18 protein-coding genes are annotated in these 19,286 nt (G+C 71.8%); 14 read left to right on the forward strand and 4 right to left on the reverse strand.

What is annotated here, in order from left to right; all coding sequences use genetic code 11:
• Nucleotides 1-17: 17 nt before the first annotated feature.
• Complete coding sequence (locus tag Raf01_RS09205; RefSeq protein ID WP_203917317.1) at nucleotides 18-857, forward strand: GNAT family N-acetyltransferase; 840 nt, start codon at nucleotides 18-20, stop codon at nucleotides 855-857.
• Between the two features lie 529 nt (nucleotides 858-1,386).
• Here Raf01_RS09205 and Raf01_RS09210 read toward each other — a convergent pair.
• Nucleotides 1,387-3,918 carry a GcvT family protein gene (locus Raf01_RS09210; RefSeq protein ID WP_203917318.1) on the reverse strand — a complete coding sequence of 844 codons (2,532 nt, stop codon included), beginning with the start codon at nucleotides 3,916-3,918 and terminating at the stop codon, nucleotides 1,387-1,389.
• A 237-nt stretch (nucleotides 3,919-4,155) separates the two neighbouring features.
• Between Raf01_RS09210 and Raf01_RS09215 the strand changes: the two genes are divergently transcribed.
• The 10 genes from Raf01_RS09215 to Raf01_RS09260 all read left to right on the forward strand — a co-directional run bounded on the left by Raf01_RS09215 (nucleotide 4,156) and on the right by Raf01_RS09260 (nucleotide 15,027).
• Nucleotides 4,156-5,139: a phosphotransferase gene (locus tag Raf01_RS09215; RefSeq protein WP_203917319.1), complete on the forward strand. Its 984-nt coding sequence runs from the start codon at nucleotides 4,156-4,158 to the stop codon at nucleotides 5,137-5,139.
• Nucleotides 5,140-5,162: 23 nt separating this feature from the next.
• Entirely contained in the window at nucleotides 5,163-6,746 is a 1,584-nt protein-coding gene (locus Raf01_RS09220) for an amino acid permease (RefSeq protein WP_203917320.1), read from the forward strand.
• 76 nt (nucleotides 6,747-6,822) lie between these two features.
• Nucleotides 6,823-7,728, forward strand: coding sequence for a FadR/GntR family transcriptional regulator (locus Raf01_RS09225; RefSeq protein ID WP_203917321.1), 906 nt, complete (start codon nucleotides 6,823-6,825; stop codon nucleotides 7,726-7,728).
• A gap of 72 nt (nucleotides 7,729-7,800) precedes the next feature.
• Nucleotides 7,801-9,159 carry a glutamine synthetase family protein gene (locus Raf01_RS09230; RefSeq protein WP_275412970.1) on the forward strand — a complete coding sequence of 453 codons (1,359 nt, stop codon included), beginning with the start codon at nucleotides 7,801-7,803 and terminating at the stop codon, nucleotides 9,157-9,159.
• A gap of 108 nt (nucleotides 9,160-9,267) precedes the next feature.
• Nucleotides 9,268-10,620: an aldehyde dehydrogenase family protein gene (locus Raf01_RS09235; RefSeq protein ID WP_203917323.1), complete on the forward strand. Its 1,353-nt coding sequence runs from the start codon at nucleotides 9,268-9,270 to the stop codon at nucleotides 10,618-10,620.
• Nucleotides 10,621-11,388, forward strand: coding sequence for a 3-oxoacyl-ACP reductase (locus tag Raf01_RS09240; protein ID WP_203917324.1), 768 nt, complete (start codon nucleotides 10,621-10,623; stop codon nucleotides 11,386-11,388).
• Nucleotides 11,385-12,173 (forward strand): gamma-glutamyl-gamma-aminobutyrate hydrolase family protein, encoded by a 789-nt coding sequence (locus Raf01_RS09245; RefSeq protein WP_203917325.1) that lies wholly within the window; start codon nucleotides 11,385-11,387, stop codon nucleotides 12,171-12,173. The genes Raf01_RS09240 and Raf01_RS09245 overlap by 4 nt, the downstream gene beginning before the upstream one ends.
• Nucleotides 12,133-13,122 (forward strand): NADPH:quinone reductase, encoded by a 990-nt coding sequence (locus Raf01_RS09250; protein ID WP_203917326.1) that lies wholly within the window; start codon nucleotides 12,133-12,135, stop codon nucleotides 13,120-13,122. Before Raf01_RS09245 ends, Raf01_RS09250 begins: the two co-directional genes overlap by 41 nt.
• A gap of 284 nt (nucleotides 13,123-13,406) precedes the next feature.
• The gene (gene map / locus Raf01_RS09255; protein ID WP_203917327.1) at nucleotides 13,407-14,264 is read left to right on the forward strand and encodes a type I methionyl aminopeptidase; all 858 of its coding nucleotides are present in this window, start codon (nucleotides 13,407-13,409) and stop codon (nucleotides 14,262-14,264) included.
• A 16-nt stretch (nucleotides 14,265-14,280) separates the two neighbouring features.
• On the forward strand, nucleotides 14,281-15,027 hold the full coding sequence (locus Raf01_RS09260) for a VIT1/CCC1 transporter family protein (protein WP_203917328.1): 747 nt from the start codon (nucleotides 14,281-14,283) through the stop codon (nucleotides 15,025-15,027).
• 101 nt (nucleotides 15,028-15,128) lie between these two features.
• On the opposite strand, the gene Raf01_RS09265 is transcribed toward Raf01_RS09260, so the two are convergent.
• The 3 genes from Raf01_RS09265 to Raf01_RS09275 are packed head-to-tail and all read right to left on the reverse strand — an operon-like array spanning nucleotide 15,129 to nucleotide 16,790.
• On the reverse strand, nucleotides 15,129-15,836 hold the full coding sequence (locus Raf01_RS09265) for a nucleotidyltransferase domain-containing protein (RefSeq protein WP_203917329.1): 708 nt from the start codon (nucleotides 15,834-15,836) through the stop codon (nucleotides 15,129-15,131).
• 49 nt (nucleotides 15,837-15,885) lie between these two features.
• Complete coding sequence (locus Raf01_RS09270) at nucleotides 15,886-16,293, reverse strand: ferritin-like domain-containing protein (protein ID WP_203917330.1); 408 nt, start codon at nucleotides 16,291-16,293, stop codon at nucleotides 15,886-15,888.
• Nucleotides 16,290-16,790 carry a hypothetical protein gene (locus Raf01_RS09275; RefSeq protein WP_203917331.1) on the reverse strand — a complete coding sequence of 167 codons (501 nt, stop codon included), beginning with the start codon at nucleotides 16,788-16,790 and terminating at the stop codon, nucleotides 16,290-16,292. Before Raf01_RS09275 ends, Raf01_RS09270 begins: the two co-directional genes overlap by 4 nt.
• Nucleotides 16,791-17,012: 222 nt before the next feature.
• On the opposite strand from Raf01_RS09275, the gene rimP reads away from it, so the two are divergent.
• Genes rimP through Raf01_RS09290 form a run of 3 tightly spaced genes read left to right on the forward strand, consistent with a single transcriptional unit; the run spans nucleotide 17,013 to nucleotide 19,231 of the window.
• The gene (gene rimP, locus Raf01_RS09280; RefSeq protein WP_203917332.1) at nucleotides 17,013-17,747 is read left to right on the forward strand and encodes a ribosome maturation factor RimP; all 735 of its coding nucleotides are present in this window, start codon (nucleotides 17,013-17,015) and stop codon (nucleotides 17,745-17,747) included.
• Entirely contained in the window at nucleotides 17,744-18,868 is a 1,125-nt protein-coding gene (gene nusA, locus Raf01_RS09285; protein WP_203917333.1) for a transcription termination factor NusA, read from the forward strand. Before rimP ends, nusA begins: the two co-directional genes overlap by 4 nt.
• A 9-nt stretch (nucleotides 18,869-18,877) precedes the next feature.
• Nucleotides 18,878-19,231, forward strand: a complete 354-nt coding sequence (locus Raf01_RS09290; protein ID WP_203917334.1) for a YlxR family protein — start codon at nucleotides 18,878-18,880, stop codon at nucleotides 19,229-19,231.
• Nucleotides 19,232-19,286 lie beyond the last annotated feature (55 nt).

Consider the following 19,286-nt stretch of genomic DNA (forward strand, 5'->3'; position numbering starts at 1 on the left):
TCTGGCAGGCTAGTAGGGTGCTGACGGTTCCCGCCCGGCTTCTCGGAGACGCCGAACGGATGGCTGTGGAGCGGCTTCTCGATCGCGACCCCTACGCCGCCGCCCAGGTCGCCGAGCAGGTCGCCGCGTTCGGACTGGCCTGGTGGCGGACCGAGGCGCGGGTGTTCGGCTACGGCAGCCGCCGGCACCTCCAGTCACTGTGCTGGCTGGGCAACAACCTGATCCCGGTGCACGCCACGCCTCCGGCCGTGGCCGCCTTCGCCGAGCTGGCCGGGCTCAACGGCCGCACCTGCTCGTCGATCGTGGGCACCGCCGACGCGGTGCTCGACCTGTGGACCCGGCTCGCACTGCGCTGGGGTCCGGCCCGCGACGTGCGGCCGTGCCAGCCGCTGCTGGCCACCGGCGCGCTGCCGGCGGTGCCACCGGATCCGGAGGTGCGGGTCGTCCGCCCGGCCGAGCTTGACCTGCTGTTTCCGGCGTCGGTGGCGATGTATACCGAGGAGGTGGGCGTCTCGCCCACGCTGGACGGAGGAGAGCGCGGCTACCGGGAGCGGGTCGCGGAGTTGGTCCGTGCACGCCGGGCGTACGCCCGGATCATCGACGGCCGGGTGGTGTTCAAGGCGGAGCTGGCGATCGTGACCCGGCACACCGCGCAGATCCAGGGTGTGTGGGTCGCGCCCGAGTGGCGTGGCCGAGGGCTGGCCACGCGCGGCGTGTCCGCGGTGGTTCACGACGCGTTGCGCCGGGTGGCGCCGACGGTCAGTCTGTACGTCAACGACTACAACGAACCGGCTCGGGCGGTTTACGCCCGGTGCGGGTTCCAACAGGTGGGTACCTTCGCCACCGTCCTGTTCTGAGTCCCATCATGTGACCAGTGAGGTGAGCCCGGATGGGACAGATCGTCAAGAAGGTCTCCGAGAACAGGACGCGCTACGTCTGGTACCCGGGGGAGAAGAAAGAGTGGATCCGGGCCGCGTGGGCGCTGGCCGTGGGCGCCGCGGCATATGGCGCGCTCGCCCTCGGCACGCACCGGACGCTGCTCGCGGTGACCACCGGTACCTCGCTGACCGCCGCCCTGGCCGGATTCAACCTGGGCCGGCGGGACTTCCGGACGACGAGGGACTTCCCGGAACTGGGCGGCAGAGCCGGCCGCCGGGCGGCCGCGGAGCACGCCGGACGGGCGGTCTGGCGGGGGTTGGTGTCCGGCATCGGGGGCGCGGTCGCCGCGCTGCTCATCGCCAATCTCGCGGCGGAGGGTTTCGTGGCCGACTGGGTGCTTCCGGTGGTACCGGCGGTGGTCGGCGCACTCGCGCACCAGGGCGGGATGCTGTACGAGCGGCTGGGCCGCGCGGGGAAGCCGGCAGACCTCCCGCCGGTGCCCTCGGCTCAGGCCCGTACCCGCGAGTGGTCCGGATCGTACGGCGACTCCGCCACCACGGTGGCGGACACCCAGCCGCCGAAGACGCCCACCTCCACCACGCAGCCCGACTCCACATCGGACGGCAGGTAGGCGTAGGCGATCGACCGGTTCACCCGGTACCCGTACCCGCCCGAGGTGACCCGGCCGGCCAGCTTCCCAGCCACGCGTACCGGTTCGGTGCCCAGGCACACATCCGCCGGATCGTCGAAAATCAGGCAGCGCAGGCGGCGGTGCGGTCCGCCGGCCGCCCGGGCGGCGAGCAACGCGTCCCGACCGAGAAACGGCTTGTCCATCCGTACCGTGAAGGCCAGCCCCGCCTCGTCGGGGGTGGTCTCGGTGGTGAGGTCGGAGCCCCACACCCGGTACCCCTTCTCCACCCGCATCGCGTCGATCGCCCGGTACCCGGCTGGCCGCAGCCCGTACCCGGCTCCGGCGCGCATCAGCAGGTCCCACAGCGTGAGCGTGTACTCCGTCGCCGGGTACAGCTCCCAGCCCAGTTCGCCGACGTAGGTGACCCGTTGGGCGAGCACCGGTACCGGGCCGACGGTCAGCTGCCGGGCGCGCAGGTACCGGAAGTCCTCATTGGACAGTGAGGTGTCGGTCAGCGGCTGGAGGATGTCCCGGGCGGCCGGCCCCCACAGGCACAGGCAGCCGTACCCGCCGGTGATGTCCTCGATCACCACGTCGGCCGGCGCGTACCGGCGCAGCCACGCCTGGTCGCGCACCCCGCTCGCGGTCGAGGTGACCACCCGGAACCGGTCGGCCGCCAGCCGGGTGACGGTCAGGTCGGCCTCGATGCCGGCGCGGGCGTTCAGCAGCTGGGTGTACGTGACGGTGCCGGGCGGCCGGTCGACGGCGCCGGCACACATCCGGTCGAGGAACGCGGCGGCTCCCGGTCCGGCGACCGAGAACTTGGCGAACGAGGACTGGTCGAACAGCCCGGCCGCGTCGGCGGTCGCGCGGCACTCGGCGGCGATCGCCGGGCTCCAGTGCCGGCCGGCCCAGCCCCGGGGTCGAGCGCTGGCGGCGGCCCAGCCTCGGGGTCGGGCACTGGCGGCGGCCCGTGCGGCGCCGGCTGGCGGTGTGGGCGACTGGGCGCCAGCGCCCGGTGTGGCCGGCACGGCGCTGGCGGGCGACTCGGCACCCGGCTCGTTGCCGGCGAACCAGTTCACCCGCTCCCAGCCGGCCTTCTCGCCCAGCACGGCGCCCAGTTCGGCCAGCCGTGGCCAGGTCGCCGATCGGCGCAGCGGCCGGACCGCGGTGCGTTCCTGGTGTGGGTACCCGATGTCGTAGTAGGTCGAGTAGGCGTCCAGTGCTCGCCGAGTCGCCCAGGACCGGCTCGCCGCGTGCCCGCCGAACCGCCGGATGTCCATTGTGGACACGTCGTACTCCGGCGTGCCGTCGACGATCCACTCGGCCATCACCTTGCCCACACCACCCGCCGCGGCCAGCCCGTGTACGCAGAACCCGGCGGCCACCCAGAACCCGGGCAGCGCCGTCTCGCCGAGCAGGAACTCGCCGTCCGGCGTGAACGCCTCCGGACCGTGCGTCACCGACGCGATGTCGCGCTCGCGCAGCACCGGCAGCCTGCGCCGGGCCGACGCCCACGAATCGGCGAACGCGGCCAGGTCGGGGGCGAAGAGGCCGCGCGCGGTGGCCAGTGGCGGCCCGTCGTCCGGCCAGCACGCCTGCGGGTCGCGGATGTACCCGCCGACGAGCAGGCCGCCGCTCGCGTCGCCGCGGAAGTAGACGATGTGGTCCGGGTCCCGGACCGTGGGTAGCTCGACCGTGTCGCCGCCCACCGGGTCGCTGACCACGTACTGGTGCTTCATCGGCACCACCGGTACCGCCACGCCGGCCAGTGCCGCCACCCAGCCGGCCGCCGCTCCGGCCGCGTCGACCACCACCTCGGTGCGGACCTCTCCGCGATCGGTGAGCACCCCGGCGACCCGGCCCCGGGCGGTGCGTACCCCGGTCACTCCGGTACCGGTGACGATCTCGACGCCGAGTGCGGTGGCCCCGGCGGCCAGCGTTCGGACCAGCGGCTCCGGCCGCAGGTACCCGTCGCCGGGCAGCCAGCCGGCCGCCCGTACGTCGCCGACGTCCAGCAGCGGCAGCCGATTGTGAGCCTCGGCCGGCGACAAAAGGTCCATTTCCAGCCCGTAGGTCTGCGCCGAGCTTGCCTGCCGGCGCAACTCGTCCACCCGGTCCGGGGTGCTGGCCAGGCGCAGTCCGCCCACGCCCCGCCAGCCCGGATCCATGCCCGTGCGCTCGCGCAGTTCGGCGTAGAGCGACGAGGAGTACATGATCATCCTGGTCTGGCTGATGGTGGAGCGCAGCTGGCCGACGAAGCCGGCCGAGTGCCAGCTCGTACCGTCGGCGAGCCGGTGCCGCTCGACCAGCGTGATCTCGGTCCAACCCAGCCGGGCCAGGTGGTAGGCGATGCTCGTGCCGGCGACCCCGCCGCCGATGATGACCGCACGCGCCTCGTCCCGCATCGCTGCCCTCCCGAGCGCTGCCCTCCCGAGCGCTGCCCTCCCGAGCGCTGCTTCCCGGACGCCCGCCGCCCCGCCACGGGAGAGCCATGCCTGAAAGGTTCCTATCACCGATATGGTCTGACCAAAAGGTCTCATCGGCCCATCCGACTTCGGCACCTTCGGGTATTGACGCTCTTGATCGTGCGGTTCCACACTTTGCCCACCACACAGCTGCCGTACTCGATGAGAGGCGGAGCGATGACCGGACCGACCACGGTGGACGACGCGCTCGCGGGCGTGCCGCTGCTGGCCGGCCGCCCGGTGCGGTGGTCCCGGATGCCGGGCGGTCTGAGTCACCGGGTGTACCGGGTGGACGCGGTCGACGATGACGGCGTCCGGGAGAGCTACGTCCTGCGGATCCTCGAACCGGCGGTGTCCGAGGCCGGGCTGGGCATCCCGCCCGGGCAGGAACTCGACAACACCCGTCTGGCCGCCGAGTCCGGGGTCGGCGCGCGGGTACTCGCGGTACTGCCGGAGCTGCCCGCCCTGCTCCTGGAGTACCTGCCCGGCCGCACCCTGGGGCCGGGCGACGTGGCCGGCGCGATCGGTCCGATCGCCTCCGCCTGCCGGAGGCTGCACGCCGGGCCGGCATTCGGCAACGATTTCGACATCGGCCGCAAGCGCGCCGAGCTTCTGGGCATCTGTGAGCGGCACGGCCTCGCCGTCCCGGCCGGGTACCGCGCCGCGTCGTCCACTGTGGACGAGGTGATCCGGGCACTGGCCGCCTGGCCGCCGCCGTCCGTACCGTGCCACAACGATCTGCTCGCCGAGAACTTCATCGCCGACGGACCGGACGGCGCCGGCGGGCCTCCGACCGGCGTACGGATCGTCGACTATCAACTGTCCGGCAACAACGACCCGACGTTCGACCTCGGGGACATCGCCGCCGAGGCCGACTTCGAGCCGGACCAGTGCGCCGCCCTCACGGCGGTGTACTTCGGTCCGGACCGCACCGAGGCGCTGGTCGCCCGGGTCCGGCTGAACCTGTTGCTCTCCAACGCGACCTGGACCCTGTGGTTCTCCGTCCACCATGGACTGCTGAGGTCCAGCCCCGCCTTTGACTACCAGTCAGAGGCGGAAGACAAGTGGCGGCAGGCGTCGCGCGATCTGAACGCACCCGGACTGGGCGCTCTGATCGACGCGGTGGCCGGTCGCGGGCGCCGTCCCGCCCTCCCCTCATAATCCTCATCGCACGAGGAGGTGCCATGGCAACGGCATCGCCAGCGCAGTCCAGGCAGTTTGACGACGACTCGAAGCGGCTCGCCGAACTCGGCTACAAACAGGAGCTGCACCGCGGTTGGAGCGGCTTCTCCAACTTCGCTATCTCGTTCTCCATCATCTCCATCCTCTCCGGCTGCTTCACCACGTTCGGCCAGGCGTGGATGAACGGCGGCCCGATCGCCATCTCCTGGGGGTGGCCGATCATTTCGGCGTTCATCTTGATCATCGGCCTGTGTATGTCGGAGCTGGTGTCCGCGTTCCCCACCGCGGGCGGCATCTACTGGTGGGCGTCGAAGCTCGGCGGGCCGATACACGGCTGGTTCACCGGCTGGTTCAACCTGATCGGGCTGGTCGCGGTCACCGCGTCGGTCGACTACGGCTGCGCGACGTTCCTCAACCTCATCCTCGCCAACACGATCGGCGGCTGGAGCGGGAACCTGAAGCAGGCATTCCTGCTGTTCATCCTCATCGTGGCGCTGCACGCGCTGATCAACATCTTCGGTGCCCGGATCATCGCCACCCTGCAGAACATCTCGGTGTGGTGGCACGTGGCCGGTGTCGCCGCGGTCGTGCTGATCCTGGCGTTCGTACCCGACAAGCACCAGAGCTTCTCGTTCGTCTTCACCCACACCCAGAACGCCAACGGCTTCTTCGGCAACCACAACGGCGGGGCCGGCTTCTGGCTGTACGTGCTGCCCCTCGGCGGCCTGCTCACGCAGTACACCATCACGGGCTTCGACGCCTGCGCGCACGTGTCGGAGGAGACGGTCGGCGCCGCCCGCAACGCGGCCAACGGGCTGTGGCGGTCCATCTTCTACTCGGCGATCGGCGGCTGGATCCTGCTGCTCGCCTTCCTGTTCGCGGCGAACGACACCGACGCGATCACCAAGTCCGGCGGCTTCTCGGCGACCATCTTCCAGACCGCGCTGTCCTCCGGCTTCTTCAAGACGGTCCTGGTCATCTCCACGGTCGGCCAGTTCTTCTGCGGGATGAGCTGCGTGACCAGCATGTCCCGGATGACCTTCGCGTTCAGCCGCGACGGCGCCGTGCCCGGTTGGCGGATCTGGACCCGGCTGGACCGCAACGGCACACCGGTCAACGCCATCGTCGCCGGCTGCATCGCCGGTCTGGTCCTGACCCTGCCCGCCCTGTACGAGAACAAGAACGTGCCCGGCGTACCGGTCGCCTTCTACGCGGTGGTCTCGGTCGCCGTGATCGGTCTCTATCTGGCCTTCCTCATCCCCATCATGCTGCGGTTGCGCGCCGGGGCCAGTTTCCGGCCCGGGCCGTGGACGCTGGGCCGCAACTACCGGTGGATGTGCTGGGCAGCCTCGATCGAGATCATCGTCATCTCGATCTACTTCATCATGCCCATCTACCCCTCCGGTGTGCCGGGCAACGACGACTTCAGCTGGACCTCGGTGAACTACGCGCCGATCGCGGTCGGCGTGATGGTCGTCGTCGTCGCGCTGTGGTGGTGGCTGTCCGCGCGGAAGTGGTTCACCGGACCGCGGCGGACGATCGACGAAGCGCCCGAGCCCGAGCCCGCGCCCGCGGGCGTGGACTGACGGCGCGATGATGTCGCGGTGGCGGCGGGCATCCGCGCCGCCGTCACCGCGATCGATGGCAGGGGGTACGGGGAGAATGGCGCGCGAACCGGTCGAGGCGGTACCCGCGACGGTGGGTCGGCTGCCGGTGTGGCGCCCGGTCCGGGGCGGCAACGCATTCGAGATAACGGTGTCCCGGCTCGCTCAGGCCATCCGGCTGGGCGTGGTCGGCGTCGGCGAACGGCTGCCTCCGGAACGGGAGCTCGCCGATCAGCTCCGGGTGAGCCGGGTGACGTTGCGGGAAGCGATCCGGGCGCTGCGCGAGGCCGGGTTCCTCGAGTCTCGCCGGGGCCGCACGGGCGGCACGTTCGTGGTGGACAGCAATGGCACCGGTCCGGTGGTGCGCGCCCGCCCGGCCGGACTCGCACCACCGGCCGGCCGTCCGTCCCGCGCCGGTACCCGGGGGGCGTCCCGTACCGGGGCCGGGCGCGACGTGGCGGGACGCGACGCGGCCGGGCGGGCGGCCGGTCCGCTCGTGATGGGGGCGGGCGCACCCGGTGGCGAGGATCCGGCGACGGTGGCCCGGGAGATGGGCGAGGCGCTGCACGACGCGCTGGATTTCCGCCGGGTACTGGAACCCGGCGCGGCCGAGCTGGCCGCCGCCCGTACCCTGTCCGCCGCCGACCGCCAGCACCTGGTCGTCCGGCTGGCCGAGGCGCACGACCGGGGACCCACCCGGCGGGTCAACGATTCCCGGCTGCACCTGGCGATCGCCACGGCCAGCGGCTGCCCGTCGCTCGCCGCGGCCGTGGCCGACGTGCAGCTGACCCTCGACCGGCTGCTCGCCGCGATCCCGGTCATCAAACGCAACCTCGACCACTCCGACAGCCAGCACACCCGGATCGTGGACGCGATCCTGCGCGGCGATCCGCACGCCGCCAGCGCGGCGATGCGGGAGCACTGCGACGGCACCGCCGAACTGCTGCGGGGACTCCTCGGTTAGCGACCGGGCCCGGGCTGTCTGGCTGATTGACGCACGAAATGGTTTGGTAGTAGACCTTGGGAGGTGGACAGCATGACCGCGCCGCTCTCCATCGAGGCGCTGCGAGTCGAGGTCGACGCCGGCGCCATCGACACCGTCGTCGTGGGCATCGTCGACATGCAGGGACGGTTGCAGGGCAAACGGTTCCACGCCCGGCACTTCGTCGACGAGGTGCTCGCCCACGGCACCGAGGGATGCAACTACCTGCTCGCCGTGGACGTCGACATGAACACCGTCGACGGGTACGCGATGTCGTCGTGGTCGGCCGGGTACGGCGACTTCGCCATGGTGCCGGACACCGGCACGCTGCGCCGGGTGCCCTGGCATCCGGGGACGGCCATGTTGCTCGCCGACCTGAAGTGGTTCGACGGCAGTGACGTGGCTCCGTCGCCCCGGCAGATCCTGCGCCGCCAGCTCGACCGGCTCGCCGGGCTCGGCTTCACCGCGTACGCCGGCACGGAACTGGAGTTCGTGGTCTACCGCGACTCGTACGAGGACGCCTGGCGCAACGGATACCGCGACCTCGTCCCCGCGAACCTCTACAACAACGACTACTCGCTGCTCGGCACCGCCCGGGTCGAACCCTTGCTGCGGCGCATCCGCACCGAGATGGCCGGCGCCGGGCTGGTTCCGGAGAGCGCCAAGGGCGAGTGCAATCTCGGCCAGCACGAGATCGCCTTCCGCTATGCCGAGGCGATGGCCTGTGCCGATCAGCACACCGTCTACAAGAACGGCGCCAAGGAGATCGCCGCGCAGGAGGGCATGGCGCTGACCTTCATGGCCAAGCCCAACGCGCGGGAGGGCAACTCCTGCCACATCCACTTCTCCCTGCGCTCCACGGTGGACGGATCGGTGGCGATGGGCGACGGCCACGGGCTGTCCGGCACCGGCCGGCGGGTGCTCGCCGGGCTGCTCGCGAGCATGCGCGAGTTCACCCTGCTGTACGCGCCGAACGTCAACTCGTACAAGCGGTACCAGCCGGGCTCGTTCGCGCCGACCGCGGTGCGCTGGGGCCGGGACAACCGCACCTGCGCCCTGCGCCTGGTCGGTCATTCTCCGGCCACGACGAGGGTGGAGAACCGGGTTCCGGGCGGAGACGTCAACCCGTACCTCGCCCTGGCTGGCATGGTGGCCGGCGCGATCCACGGGATCGAGCGGGACCTGAGCCTGGAGGACGCCTACGGCGGCAACGCGTACGACGACTCCTCCGCCGAGCACGTGCCGGCGAACCTGCGGGACGCGGCCGTCCTGTGGGAGGGCTCGGCTTTGGCCCGGTCCGCGTTCGGCGACGACGTGGTGGAGCACTACGCCAACAACGCCCGGGTCGAACTGGCCGCGTTCGACGCCGCGGTGACGGACTGGGAGCTGTACCGCGGCTTCGAGCGCCTGTGAGGCGACCGGTCCGGGTCGCGGCGCGGCGCCAGACGCGCCGAGCCGGACTGGTCGGACGACTGGTCTGGGTCGTGGCGCGGTCGGAGTGGAAGGGTTCGGAACGCAGACATGGATGTGCGCAACCCGGCGACCGGGGATGTGGTCGCCACCGTACCGTCGAGCACGGTCGAGCAGACCGATGCCGCGATCGAGCGCGCGAGGGGGGCGTTCGAGTCCTGGCGGAAGGTCGCGCCCGGCGAGCGGGCCGCGCTGCTGCGCCGGTTCGCGTCCGTCGTGGACGGACACGTCGAGGAGTTGGCCGCCATCGAGGTGAGCAACTCCGGTCACACTGTCGGCAACGCCCGGTGGGAGGCGGGCAACGTCCGGGACGTCTTGAACTACTACGCGGGCGCGCCGGAACGGTTGTCCGGGCGCCAGATCCCGGTACCGGGCGGGCTGGACGTCACGTTCCACGAACCGTACGGCGTGGTCGGCATCATCGTGCCGTGGAACTTCCCGATGCCGATCGCCGGGTGGGGCTTCGCCCCGGCGCTGGCGGCCGGCAACACGGTGGTGCTCAAGCCGGCGGAGCTGACCCCGCTGACCGCGCTGCGGCTGGCCGAGTTGGGCCGTGAGGCCGGCCTGCCGGACGGCGTGTTCACCGTGGTGCCGGGCCAGGGGAGCGTGGTCGGGCAGCGGTTCGTGGCCCACCCGGCGGTCCGGAAGATCTGCTTCACCGGCTCCACCGAGGTCGGCCGGCGCATCATGGCCGGCTGCGCCGAACAGGTGAAGCGCGTGACGCTGGAGTTGGGCGGAAAGAGCGCCAACATCGTGTTCGCCGACGCCGATCTGGAGAAGGCGGCGGCGACCGCGCCGGCCGGCGTGTTCGACAACGCCGGGCAGGACTGCTGCGCGCGGTCCCGGATCCTCGTGCAGGCCACCGTGTACGACCGGTTCCTCGAACTGCTCGAACCGGCGGTCAAGGCGTTCCGGTGCGAGGATCCCCGGCTGGAGACGGCGCAGATGGGCCCGCTGATCTCGGCAGGGCAGCGGCGGACCGTGGCGTCCTATGTGGACGGAGCCGCGGTCGCGTTCCGGGGGAGCGCGCCGGACGGCGACGGGTACTGGTACCCGCCGACGGTCTTGCTGGCCAGGTCCACGGCGGACCGGCACTGGCGGGAGGAGATCTTCGGCCCGGTCGTGTCCGTCCTGCCATTCGTCGACGAGGCGGACGCCATCGCGAAGGCCAACGACACCGAGTACGGCCTGTCCGGCTCGGTGTGGACCCGGGACGTCGGCCGGGCGATCCGGGTCGCGCGCGGCGTCGAGACCGGCACGTTGAGCGTCAACTCGCACTCCTCGGTGCGCTACTGGACTCCATTCGGCGGCGTGAAGCAGTCCGGCATCGGGCGGGAACTGGGCCCGGACGCGGCCGCCGCGTTCACCGAAACGAAGAACGTCTTCATCAGTACGGAGGACTGAGTGGCTGGTCGTCTTGACGGGCGGGTCGCGGTGATCACCGGCGCCGGCAGCGGTATCGGTCTGGCGACCGCGCGCCGGTTCGCCGCCGAGGGCGCGCGGGTCGTCGCGGTCGACGTGAACGCGGAGGCCGGGCAGGCATGCGCGGAGGAGGTCGGCGGCGAGTGCGTCGCGATCGACGTGACCGACGCGCCGGCGGTCGAGGCGCTGTTCGACGGCGTCGCCAGCCGGTACGGCAGGGTGGACGTGGCCTTCAACAACGCGGGCATCTCGCCACCCGACGACGACTCCATCCTGGACACCGGGATCGAAGCCTGGGAGCGGGTACAGCGGGTCAACCTGACCAGCGTGTATCTCTGCTGCAAGTACGCGATCCCGCACATGGTCAGGCAGGGCAAGGGTTCGGTCATCAACACGGCCAGCTTCGTCGCGCTGATGGGCGCGGCTACCTCGCAGATCTCGTACACCGCCAGCAAGGGCGGGGTCCTCGCGATGACCCGTGAGCTGGGCGTGCAGTTCGCCCGCCAGGGGGTACGGGTCAACGCGCTGTGCCCCGGGCCGATCAACACCCCGCTGCTCAAGGAGCTGTTCGCCAAGGATCCGGAGCGTGCCGCGCGGCGGCTGGTGCACGTGCCGATGGGCCGGTTCGGCGAGCCGGAGGAGATCGCCGCGGCGGTCGCGTTCCTGGCCAGCGACGACTCCTCGTTCATGACCGCCAACACGTTCGTCGTCGACGGCGGGATCACCGGCGCGTACGTGACGCCGCTATGAGCCCGAGCGCCCGGCCGGTCATCGGCATCACCTGCTACGTCGAGGACGCCGCGTGGGGGGTGTGGCACACCACGGCGGCGCTGCTCCCGTACAGCTATGTGCGGCAGGTCACCGCGGCCGGAGCCCAAGCGGTCCTCCTGCCGTACGTAGCCGGGCAGGGCCCCGACGACCTCGGTGCCGACCTGCTCGGGCGGCTGGACGGGCTGCTGCTGGCCGGCGGCGCGGACGTCGACCCGCGGCGGTACGGCGCACCGGCGCATCCGTCCACGGTCAGCCGGCCGGACCGGGACGCCGGGGAGTTGGCCCTGCTGGACGCGGCGCTGCGCGCCGACCTGCCGGTACTCGGCGTGTGCCGGGGCATGCAGCTGCTGACCGTCGCGGCCGGCGGGTCGCTGCACCAGCACCTCCCGGAGGACTGCGGTCACGAGCGGCACCAGCCCGCACCCGGCCGGTACGGCGAGCATCCGGTCACCGTCACCGAGGGCTCCCGGCTGCATGCGATCCTCGGCCCGGCCCCACGGGTGAACTCCTACCATCACCAGGCGGTGGCCGATCCGGGCACGCTGGCGGTGACTGCCCGTGCCGACGACGGCGTGATCGAGGCGCTGGAGGATCCGGCGCGGCGTTTCGTCCTGGGCGTGCAGTGGCACCCCGAGGAGCTTCCCGACCTTCGGTTGTTCGAGGCGCTCGTGGCTGCGGCGAGCGTCACAGCCACGGCCGGGACGGCGCTGGGAAGATCGGGGAATGCGAGCCGCCTACATCGAACGTCTCGGTCCGGTAGATGAGATCCGGTACGGCGAACTCCCCGATCCGCGTCCGGGACCGGCCGACGTTCTGGTGCGGGTCGCGGCCACCACGGTCAACGCGGTGGACACCTTCATCCGCTCCGGCGCCTGGCGCACTCCGGTCCAGTTCCCGTTCGTCATCGCGCGTGACCTCGTCGGTACCGTCGTGGAGACCGGCGCCGACGTGACCGGGTTCCGGCCCGGCGACCCGGTCTGGTGCAACAGCCTGGGGCACGCCGGCCGGCAGGGGGCGGCGGCGGAGCTGGCCGTGGTACCGGTCGACCGGCTCTACCACCTTCCGGCCGGGGTGTCGGCGGAGGACGCCGTCACGGTGTTCCACCCCGCCGGGACCGCGTACCTGGCGTTGTTCACCCACGGTCGGCTGCAGGCGGGGCAGACCGTGGTCGTGATCGGCGCGGGCGGCAACGTGGGCGGTGCGGCGATCCTGTTCGCCGTCGAGGCGGGTGCCCGGGTCATCGCCGTGGCCAGCGACCGTGACGCGGATTACTGCCGGAGCCTGGGTGCGGCCGAGTTCGTCGACTACCGCGATCCGGACTGGACGGGCGCGATCCGGCGCGCCGCCCCGGACGGGGTGGACCTGTACCTCGACTCGGCCGGCAAGAACGAGCTGGCCGACGCGCTCGACCTGCTCGCCTGGCGGGGACGGGTCGTGGTGGTCGCCGGCATGGCGACCCGGCCGGTCGTGCCGGCGGCGAGCCTGTATCTCAAGGACGCGACCGTCACCGGCTTCGTGATCTCCCGGGCCACCGTGACGGAGCTGGCCGAGGCGGCCGATGCGATCAACCGCCTGCTCGCCGCCGGCTCGCTGCACTCCCGGGCGGTCGACCTGCTGCCGTTGAGCGAGGCGGCGGAGTCGCACCGCCGACAGGAGGCCGGCGAGCTGCACGGTCGGCGCATCGCCGTGCAGATCGGCACGGTGGGTTCGTGAGCCGGCTCACACCGCGGGACGCCGGACACCGGAACTGTCCGATGTGGACGGTCGGGTGACCGCGTCGCCGGGTCGCGTGGCCGCGTCGCCGGAGGGTCTCGCCGGCACTCTGGCCGTGTTCGGGGGCGGGCGGGCGAGCGCGCCAGATCCGGGCATACCAGGCAAAGGAGAACTCGGCCAGCATCGACGGCCTTCCCGCCCCTGACCAGGCCGTCCCGGACCATCCGGGCCCCGCCGGACAGATCGCCGGGCGATCGGGTCCGCCCGCTGGATAGGCTTGGGTCATGGACGTCCGCGCTACGCTCACCCCCGGCACGATCGGCCCCTGGCGGCAGGTACCTTCCAGCATTCCCCGCCCCGAGTACGTCGGGAAGAAGCGGCCGAAGCCGTACACCGGCTCACATGTGCAGCGGCCGGAGACGATCGAGAAGATGCGGGTCGCCGGGCGCCTGGCCGCGCGGGCCACCGAGCTGGCCGGCGAGCACTGCAAGCCGGGCGTGACGACCGACGAGATCGACCGCGTGGTGCACGAGTTCCTCTGCGACCACGGCGCGTACCCGTCCACCCTGGGCTACAAGGGCTTCCCGAAGTCCTGCTGCACCTCGCTGAACGAGGTCATCTGCCACGGCATCCCGGACTCGACCGCGATCGAGGACGGAGACATCATCAACGTCGATGTCACGGCGTACCTCGACGGGGTCCACGGCGACACCGATGCCACGTTCTGTGTCGGAGAGGTCAGCGAGGAGGCGCGGCTGCTGGTCGAACGCACCCGCGAGGCGATGATGCGGGCGATCAAGTCGGTGGCTCCGGGCCGCCCGATCAACGTGATCGGGCGGGTCATCGAGGCGTACGCGAAACGGTTCGGCTACGGTGTGGTGCGCGACTTCACCGGCCACGGGATCGGCGAGGCGTTCCACAGCGGGCTCTACATCCCGCACTACGACAATCCGGCACTGACCACGACCATGGAAGTCGGCATGACCTTCACCATCGAACCGATGATCACTCTCGGTACCCACGAGTACCAGATGTGGTCCGATGGCTGGACCGTGGTGACCCAGGACCGCAAGTGGACCGCGCAGTTCGAGCACACCCTGGTGGTCACCGAGGACGGCGCCGACATCCTCACCCTGCCATGACTTTCCCAGAGCGCACATGACCGACCCGTTTCAACCGTTGTCCCACGCGGACGACGCGCCCCCGGCGGCCGAGGACAGCCACCATCACGCCGACGTCTCCGGTGGCTGGCTTCGCCCTGCCGTGTTCGGCGCGATGGACGGCCTGGTGACCAACATCGCTCTCATCGCCGGCGTGGGTGGCGGCGGGGTGTCCGCGCACAACGTCATCCTGACCGGGTTCGCCGGGCTGGTCGCCGGCGCGATCTCGATGGGGCTCGGCGAGTACACCAGCGTGCGTACCCAGAACGACCAGGTCGCCTTCGAGCTGGCCAAGGAGCGGCGGGAGCTGGAGCGCAACCCGGAGGCCGAGGCCGAGGAGTTGGCCGGGATGTGGATCGAGCGTGGCCTGCCGGCGGACCTGGCCCGCCAGGTGGCCATCGCCGTCGGCCGGAACCCGGACGAGGCGCTGCGCCTGCACGCCCAGGAGGAACTCGGGGTCAATCCGGCCGAGCAGCCGAGCCCCTGGGTGGCGGCGCTGTCGTCGTTCCTGTGCTTCTCGGGCGGCGCGCTGGTGCCGCTGCTGCCGTACCTCGCGGGCGCCTCCCAGCTGTGGCTGGCGCTGATCGTGGGCGGTGTGGGGCTGTTCGTCGCGGGCGCGCTGACCGCCCGTTTCACCAACCGCAAGTGGTACCTGAGCGGGCTGCGCCAGCTGGTGCTCGGGCTGGCCGCGGCCGGGGCGACGTTCGGTATCGGCCGGGCGATCGGGATCAGCGGCATCGGTTGACGTCCCGGGCTCGTCAAGATCGCAAGCCCGGCCAGGGTCGGTGACTCTGCCGAGATTGGCAGCTCTGCCGAGATCGATGAGGCGTGGCCCGCCGAAGGCACCTACCCGAACAGGTCCGCGACCGTACCGTCCACCGGCCGGCCACGCCGCGCCAGCGTGTCCGCCTGAGCGGCCAGCCGGTCACCGAGTTCGGGCAGGCCCAGGCCGGCGATGCCGGTACGGCGTACCGCGTCCGCGTCGTCCCGGAAGTACGTGCGGCTGAGTAGGCCCTCGACGATGGCGGCGCTGACCCGGGCGTCGGAGAGCGCGACGAGCGCGGCGTCCATCTCGTACCACCCGGCGAGTTGCCGGGCCCGGCCGACCGCCGAGCACGCCTGGTACCACGCCTGCACCGCCAGCACCGTGAACTCGCCCGTACCGGCCTCGGCCAGCCGGGCCAGGTGGGTGTCGCGCAGTGTCGGGTACCAGTCACCGGGGTCGTACGTCGTCTTCGTGGTCAGGTACCGGTCGGCGGCCAGCGGCCACGTCGTGGACAGGGTACGGGCGTGTGCCAGGTACTCGCGGGCACTGATCACGTCGAGGTCGACGATGCTCCCGTTGACCCGCCGGGTGGCCGGCCGCGGCCCGCCGCTTGGCCCGTCCGTGACGACGACCAGGTCCAGGTCGCTGTCCTCGGTGTCGTCGCCGTGAGCCACCGCTCCGTGCACCCCGACCGCCAGGACGTCGGCCGAGAACCGCCGGCGCACCGCGTCGGTCACCTGCTCGGCCAGCGCCCAGCGGGGACTCGCCGGGTGCGGGTTCGTCAGCACGCCGCCATTGTGCCCCGGTCGGCGCCCGCCGGCGCGCAGGAACGCGGGGTCAGGGCAGCGCGACCGTGCCCGGGACGTGCCCGGCGACCCGCCGCCAGCGGGCCGCCCGCACCGCGCAGTCGGTCAGCGCGTCCAGCGCGAACCGGCGGTCGTCGCCGGTGACGTCGGGAAGCACCGCGTGCCAGACCGCTCCGGCGCGCTCCTCGAGCTGGGTGGCCAGCTTGACCGCCGTGGTCGCGTCGGTGACCGGGAACGGCAGCGCGTACGCCGGTGCCGCCGCGGGTGCCGGAGCGCTGCCCCCGGCCAGGTCGATGAACAGTTTGTCCCGCCGGCCGCGGTGTGCCGCCTCCGCCTGCCTGGCCTGGTTGAGCGCCTGGCCGGTGAGGTGCGCGCCGAGCACCCCGTACCCGTAGATCGCCGCGTGCTCACCGGCCAGCGCGTCGGCCAGGCTGGTCATACCAGCACCTCCAGGTGGCACGACCGGCACGCGGCGATCGAGCCGAGCAGCGACGCGTACCGCGGCTGGGCGGCCAGGCAGTCGCGGACCGCGCTGTCCCGGGCGGCCTGCTCGGCGGCCCGGACGGCGGCCAGCGCCTCGGCGGGGTCCGGCGGGACGCCGGCCCCGGCGCTGGGCGAGCCGGTGGCCGGCCCGGTCGGCGCCGCGGACGCCGGTGCCATCGCCGCGTTCAGCGCGGTGACGTGTGCCCGGTGGTCGGCGAGCAGGGGATCGAGCTTGCCGGTCAGTGAAGGCTGGCCCGCCATGGTGGCGGTGTAGAGGTCGATCAACGTGAGCGTGGCGGCGAGCGCCGGCGCCAGCGGGCTCGGTTTCGATCGCGCCCCGGCGTCCGATCCGCCGCCCCCGCCGAGCCAACCGCATCCGGCCGCCGCGGCGAGCGTCGCGCCACCGACCACGGTGCCCAGGACAGCCCTGCGGGTCCGACCGTTCCGGGTCATCGCATCGCCCCCCGCCGACCGTTTCGCCCCCGCACCGGCCGCATCGTAGTAAGCGGACACCATCGGCGCGAATAGGCAGTCTATGGGATCGGCAGGTACGTTCCGGAGCGGCGCTGGCCCATCCCGGGTTACCGCGCGTTACGCTCAGCGCAGCCGCCGCCGGGTACGCCCGGCCGGGCGGCGTGTTGGCGTGTCTGTTTAGCGAGGATCAGGAGGTGTGGGGTGGTTCAGCGCAACCGCGCCTCCGGACGGTCCGGCGGCCGTGCCCCGGGGGAGCGTGGCCGGAACCGGCTTGCGGCGGAGGCGAGCAGCCCTCGCGATCTTCCGGGCGCATCCGGTCGGGGATCCCGGCCGGCCGACTCGGCTGGGCGGACGGCCACCCGGCCGGGCGGCAGCGAGCTGGCCGCGCACCGGGCCCGGCTGCGGACCGTGATCGGACCCGTGGTCGAGTCCGCCGGGTACGACCTGGAGGAGCTGACCGTCTCCCGGGCCGGTCGGCGGCACCTGTTGCGGATCATTGTGGACGGGGACGGTGGCGTGAGCCTGGACGAGGTCGCCGACCTGTCCAGGGACATCTCCGCCGCGCTCGACAGCGCCGAGGAGACCGGTGGTGCGTTCACCGCCGGGGAGTACGTGCTGGAGGTCAGCTCGCCCGGGGTGGACCGGCCGCTGACCCTGCCCAGGCACTGGCGGCGCAACATCGGCCGGCTGGTCGCGGTGAAGGCGGGTGACCGGCAGTTGACCGGCCGGGTCACCGCCGCCGACGACGAGCGGGTCACCGTGGACGTTGACGGCCGGAAGCAGGACTTCGGGTACGGGGAACTGGGGCCCGGCCGGGTACAGATCGAATTCGGCCGGCTGGACGACATCGGCGACGATGGTGTCGACGACGAACCGGACGACCCGAACGACGAGCTGGCCGACTTTGACGAGGAGCGAGAGGAGGACGAGGAGTGAACATCGACCTCGCGGCCCTCCGTGCACTGGAGCGCGAGCGGGAGATCCCGTTCGAGACGATTCTCGCGGCGATCGAGACCGCCCTACTGACCGCGTACCGGCACACTGACGGCGCGAACACGCACGCCCGAGTGGAGATCGACCGCCGTACCGGCGCGGCCACCGTCTTCGCCCAGGAAGTGGACCCCGACGACGGGTCGATCATCCGGGAGTACGACGACACACCGCACGACTTCGGCCGGATCGCCGCCATGACCGCCAAGCAGGTGATCCTCCAGCGGCTGCGGGAGGCCACCGACGAGGTGCACTTCGGCGAGTATGTCGGCCGGGACGGCGACCTGGTCACCGGTGTGATCCAGGCTCACGAGGCACGGGCCGAGAAGGGCATCGTCACGATCGACCTCGGCAAGCTGGAGGCGGTCCTGCCGGCCGCCGAGCAGGTGCCGGGCGAGGCGTACGAGCACGGTCTGCGGATCAAGGCGGTCGTGGTACACGTCGCCAAGGGCTTCCGCGGGCCGCAGATCACCCTGTCCCGGTCGCACCCGGGGCTGGTCAAGAAGCTGTTCGCGCTCGAGGTACCGGAGATCGCCGACGGCACCGTGGAGATCGCGGCGATCGCACGTGAGGCAGGTCACCGCACCAAGATCGCGGTACGCTCGACCCAGCCCGGCGTGAACGCGAAGGGCGCCTGCATCGGCCCGATGGGCCAGCGGGTGCGTTCGGTCATGAGCGAGCTGCACGGTGAGAAGATCGACATCATCGACTGGTCCGACGACCCGGCGACGTTTGTCGGCAACGCTCTGTCCCCGGCCAAGGCCCTGCGGGTCGACGTGGTGGACGCGTCCGCCCGTACCGCCCGGGTCACCGTGCCCGACTACCAGCTCTCGCTCGCGATCGGGCGGGAGGGACAGAACGCCCGGCTCGCCGCGCGGCTGACCGGGTGGCGGATCGACATCCGCCCGGACACCGAGCCGAGCGGCGGTGATCAGGTCGTGGAGGCGGGCGGGGTCGCTCCGCAGCCGGCCGGTGATCAGGTTCTCGACTCGAGTCGGGTCTCCGCCCAGCCGGCTGGCGATCACGCCGTCGAGGCGGGCGGAGCCGCCGCACAGCCAACGGGGTAGACTTTACGAGTGGTACGTGGCGCGCGTCCGGCGAATCCGCCGGACCGGGCTTTTCGACCGGTTCGGACCTGTGTAGGTTGCCGGAAGCGGGCCTCGACCTCCGAGTTGTTGCGAGTTGTCGCGACCGAGTCCGAGGACGGTGTCTTTGTCCTCGAACCCGATCCGGCACGCGTGAGGCCGGGTCGAGGTGCTCATCTGCATCCCGAGCCGACCTGTCTCGCGCTCGCGGAACGGCGTCGCGCCTTCGGGCGCGCGTTACGCGTCACCGGGGTCACCGACGCCGGTGCGTTGTGGAAGCTTCTCGGAACCTCCGAAGGCGGGGCGCCGCCCCGCCCGACTAGCAAGGTAGGACGACCGACATGAGCACACGATGAAGTCGCTGAAATGACCAGGCTTCAAGTGCGGGAGTGAGGTCGCC

The sequence above is a fragment of the Rugosimonospora africana genome (assembly GCF_016862975.1).
GTDB lineage: Bacteria > Actinomycetota > Actinomycetes > Mycobacteriales > Micromonosporaceae > Rugosimonospora > Rugosimonospora africana.

Bases quoted from the DNA above. Each gene is read 5' to 3' on its own strand.
- Raf01_RS09210 (WP_203917318.1), bottom strand. From the start codon at position 3,918: ATGCGGGACGAGGCGCGTGCGGTCATCATCGGCGGCGGGGTCGCCGGC.
- Raf01_RS09215 (WP_203917319.1), top strand. From the start codon at position 4,156: ATGACCGGACCGACCACGGTGGACGACGCGCTCGCGGGCGTGCCGCTG.
- Raf01_RS09220 (WP_203917320.1), top strand. From the start codon at position 5,163: ATGGCAACGGCATCGCCAGCGCAGTCCAGGCAGTTTGACGACGACTCG.
- Raf01_RS09225 (WP_203917321.1), top strand. From the start codon at position 6,823: ATGGCGCGCGAACCGGTCGAGGCGGTACCCGCGACGGTGGGTCGGCTG.
- Raf01_RS09230 (WP_275412970.1), top strand. From the start codon at position 7,801: ATGACCGCGCCGCTCTCCATCGAGGCGCTGCGAGTCGAGGTCGACGCC.
- Raf01_RS09235 (WP_203917323.1), top strand. From the start codon at position 9,268: ATGGATGTGCGCAACCCGGCGACCGGGGATGTGGTCGCCACCGTACCG.
- Raf01_RS09245 (WP_203917325.1), top strand. From the start codon at position 11,385: ATGAGCCCGAGCGCCCGGCCGGTCATCGGCATCACCTGCTACGTCGAG.
- Raf01_RS09250 (WP_203917326.1), top strand. From the start codon at position 12,133: ATGCGAGCCGCCTACATCGAACGTCTCGGTCCGGTAGATGAGATCCGG.
- map (WP_203917327.1), top strand. From the start codon at position 13,407: ATGGACGTCCGCGCTACGCTCACCCCCGGCACGATCGGCCCCTGGCGG.
- Raf01_RS09260 (WP_203917328.1), top strand. From the start codon at position 14,281: ATGACCGACCCGTTTCAACCGTTGTCCCACGCGGACGACGCGCCCCCG.
- Raf01_RS09270 (WP_203917330.1), bottom strand. From the start codon at position 16,293: ATGACCAGCCTGGCCGACGCGCTGGCCGGTGAGCACGCGGCGATCTAC.
- Raf01_RS09275 (WP_203917331.1), bottom strand. From the start codon at position 16,790: ATGACCCGGAACGGTCGGACCCGCAGGGCTGTCCTGGGCACCGTGGTC.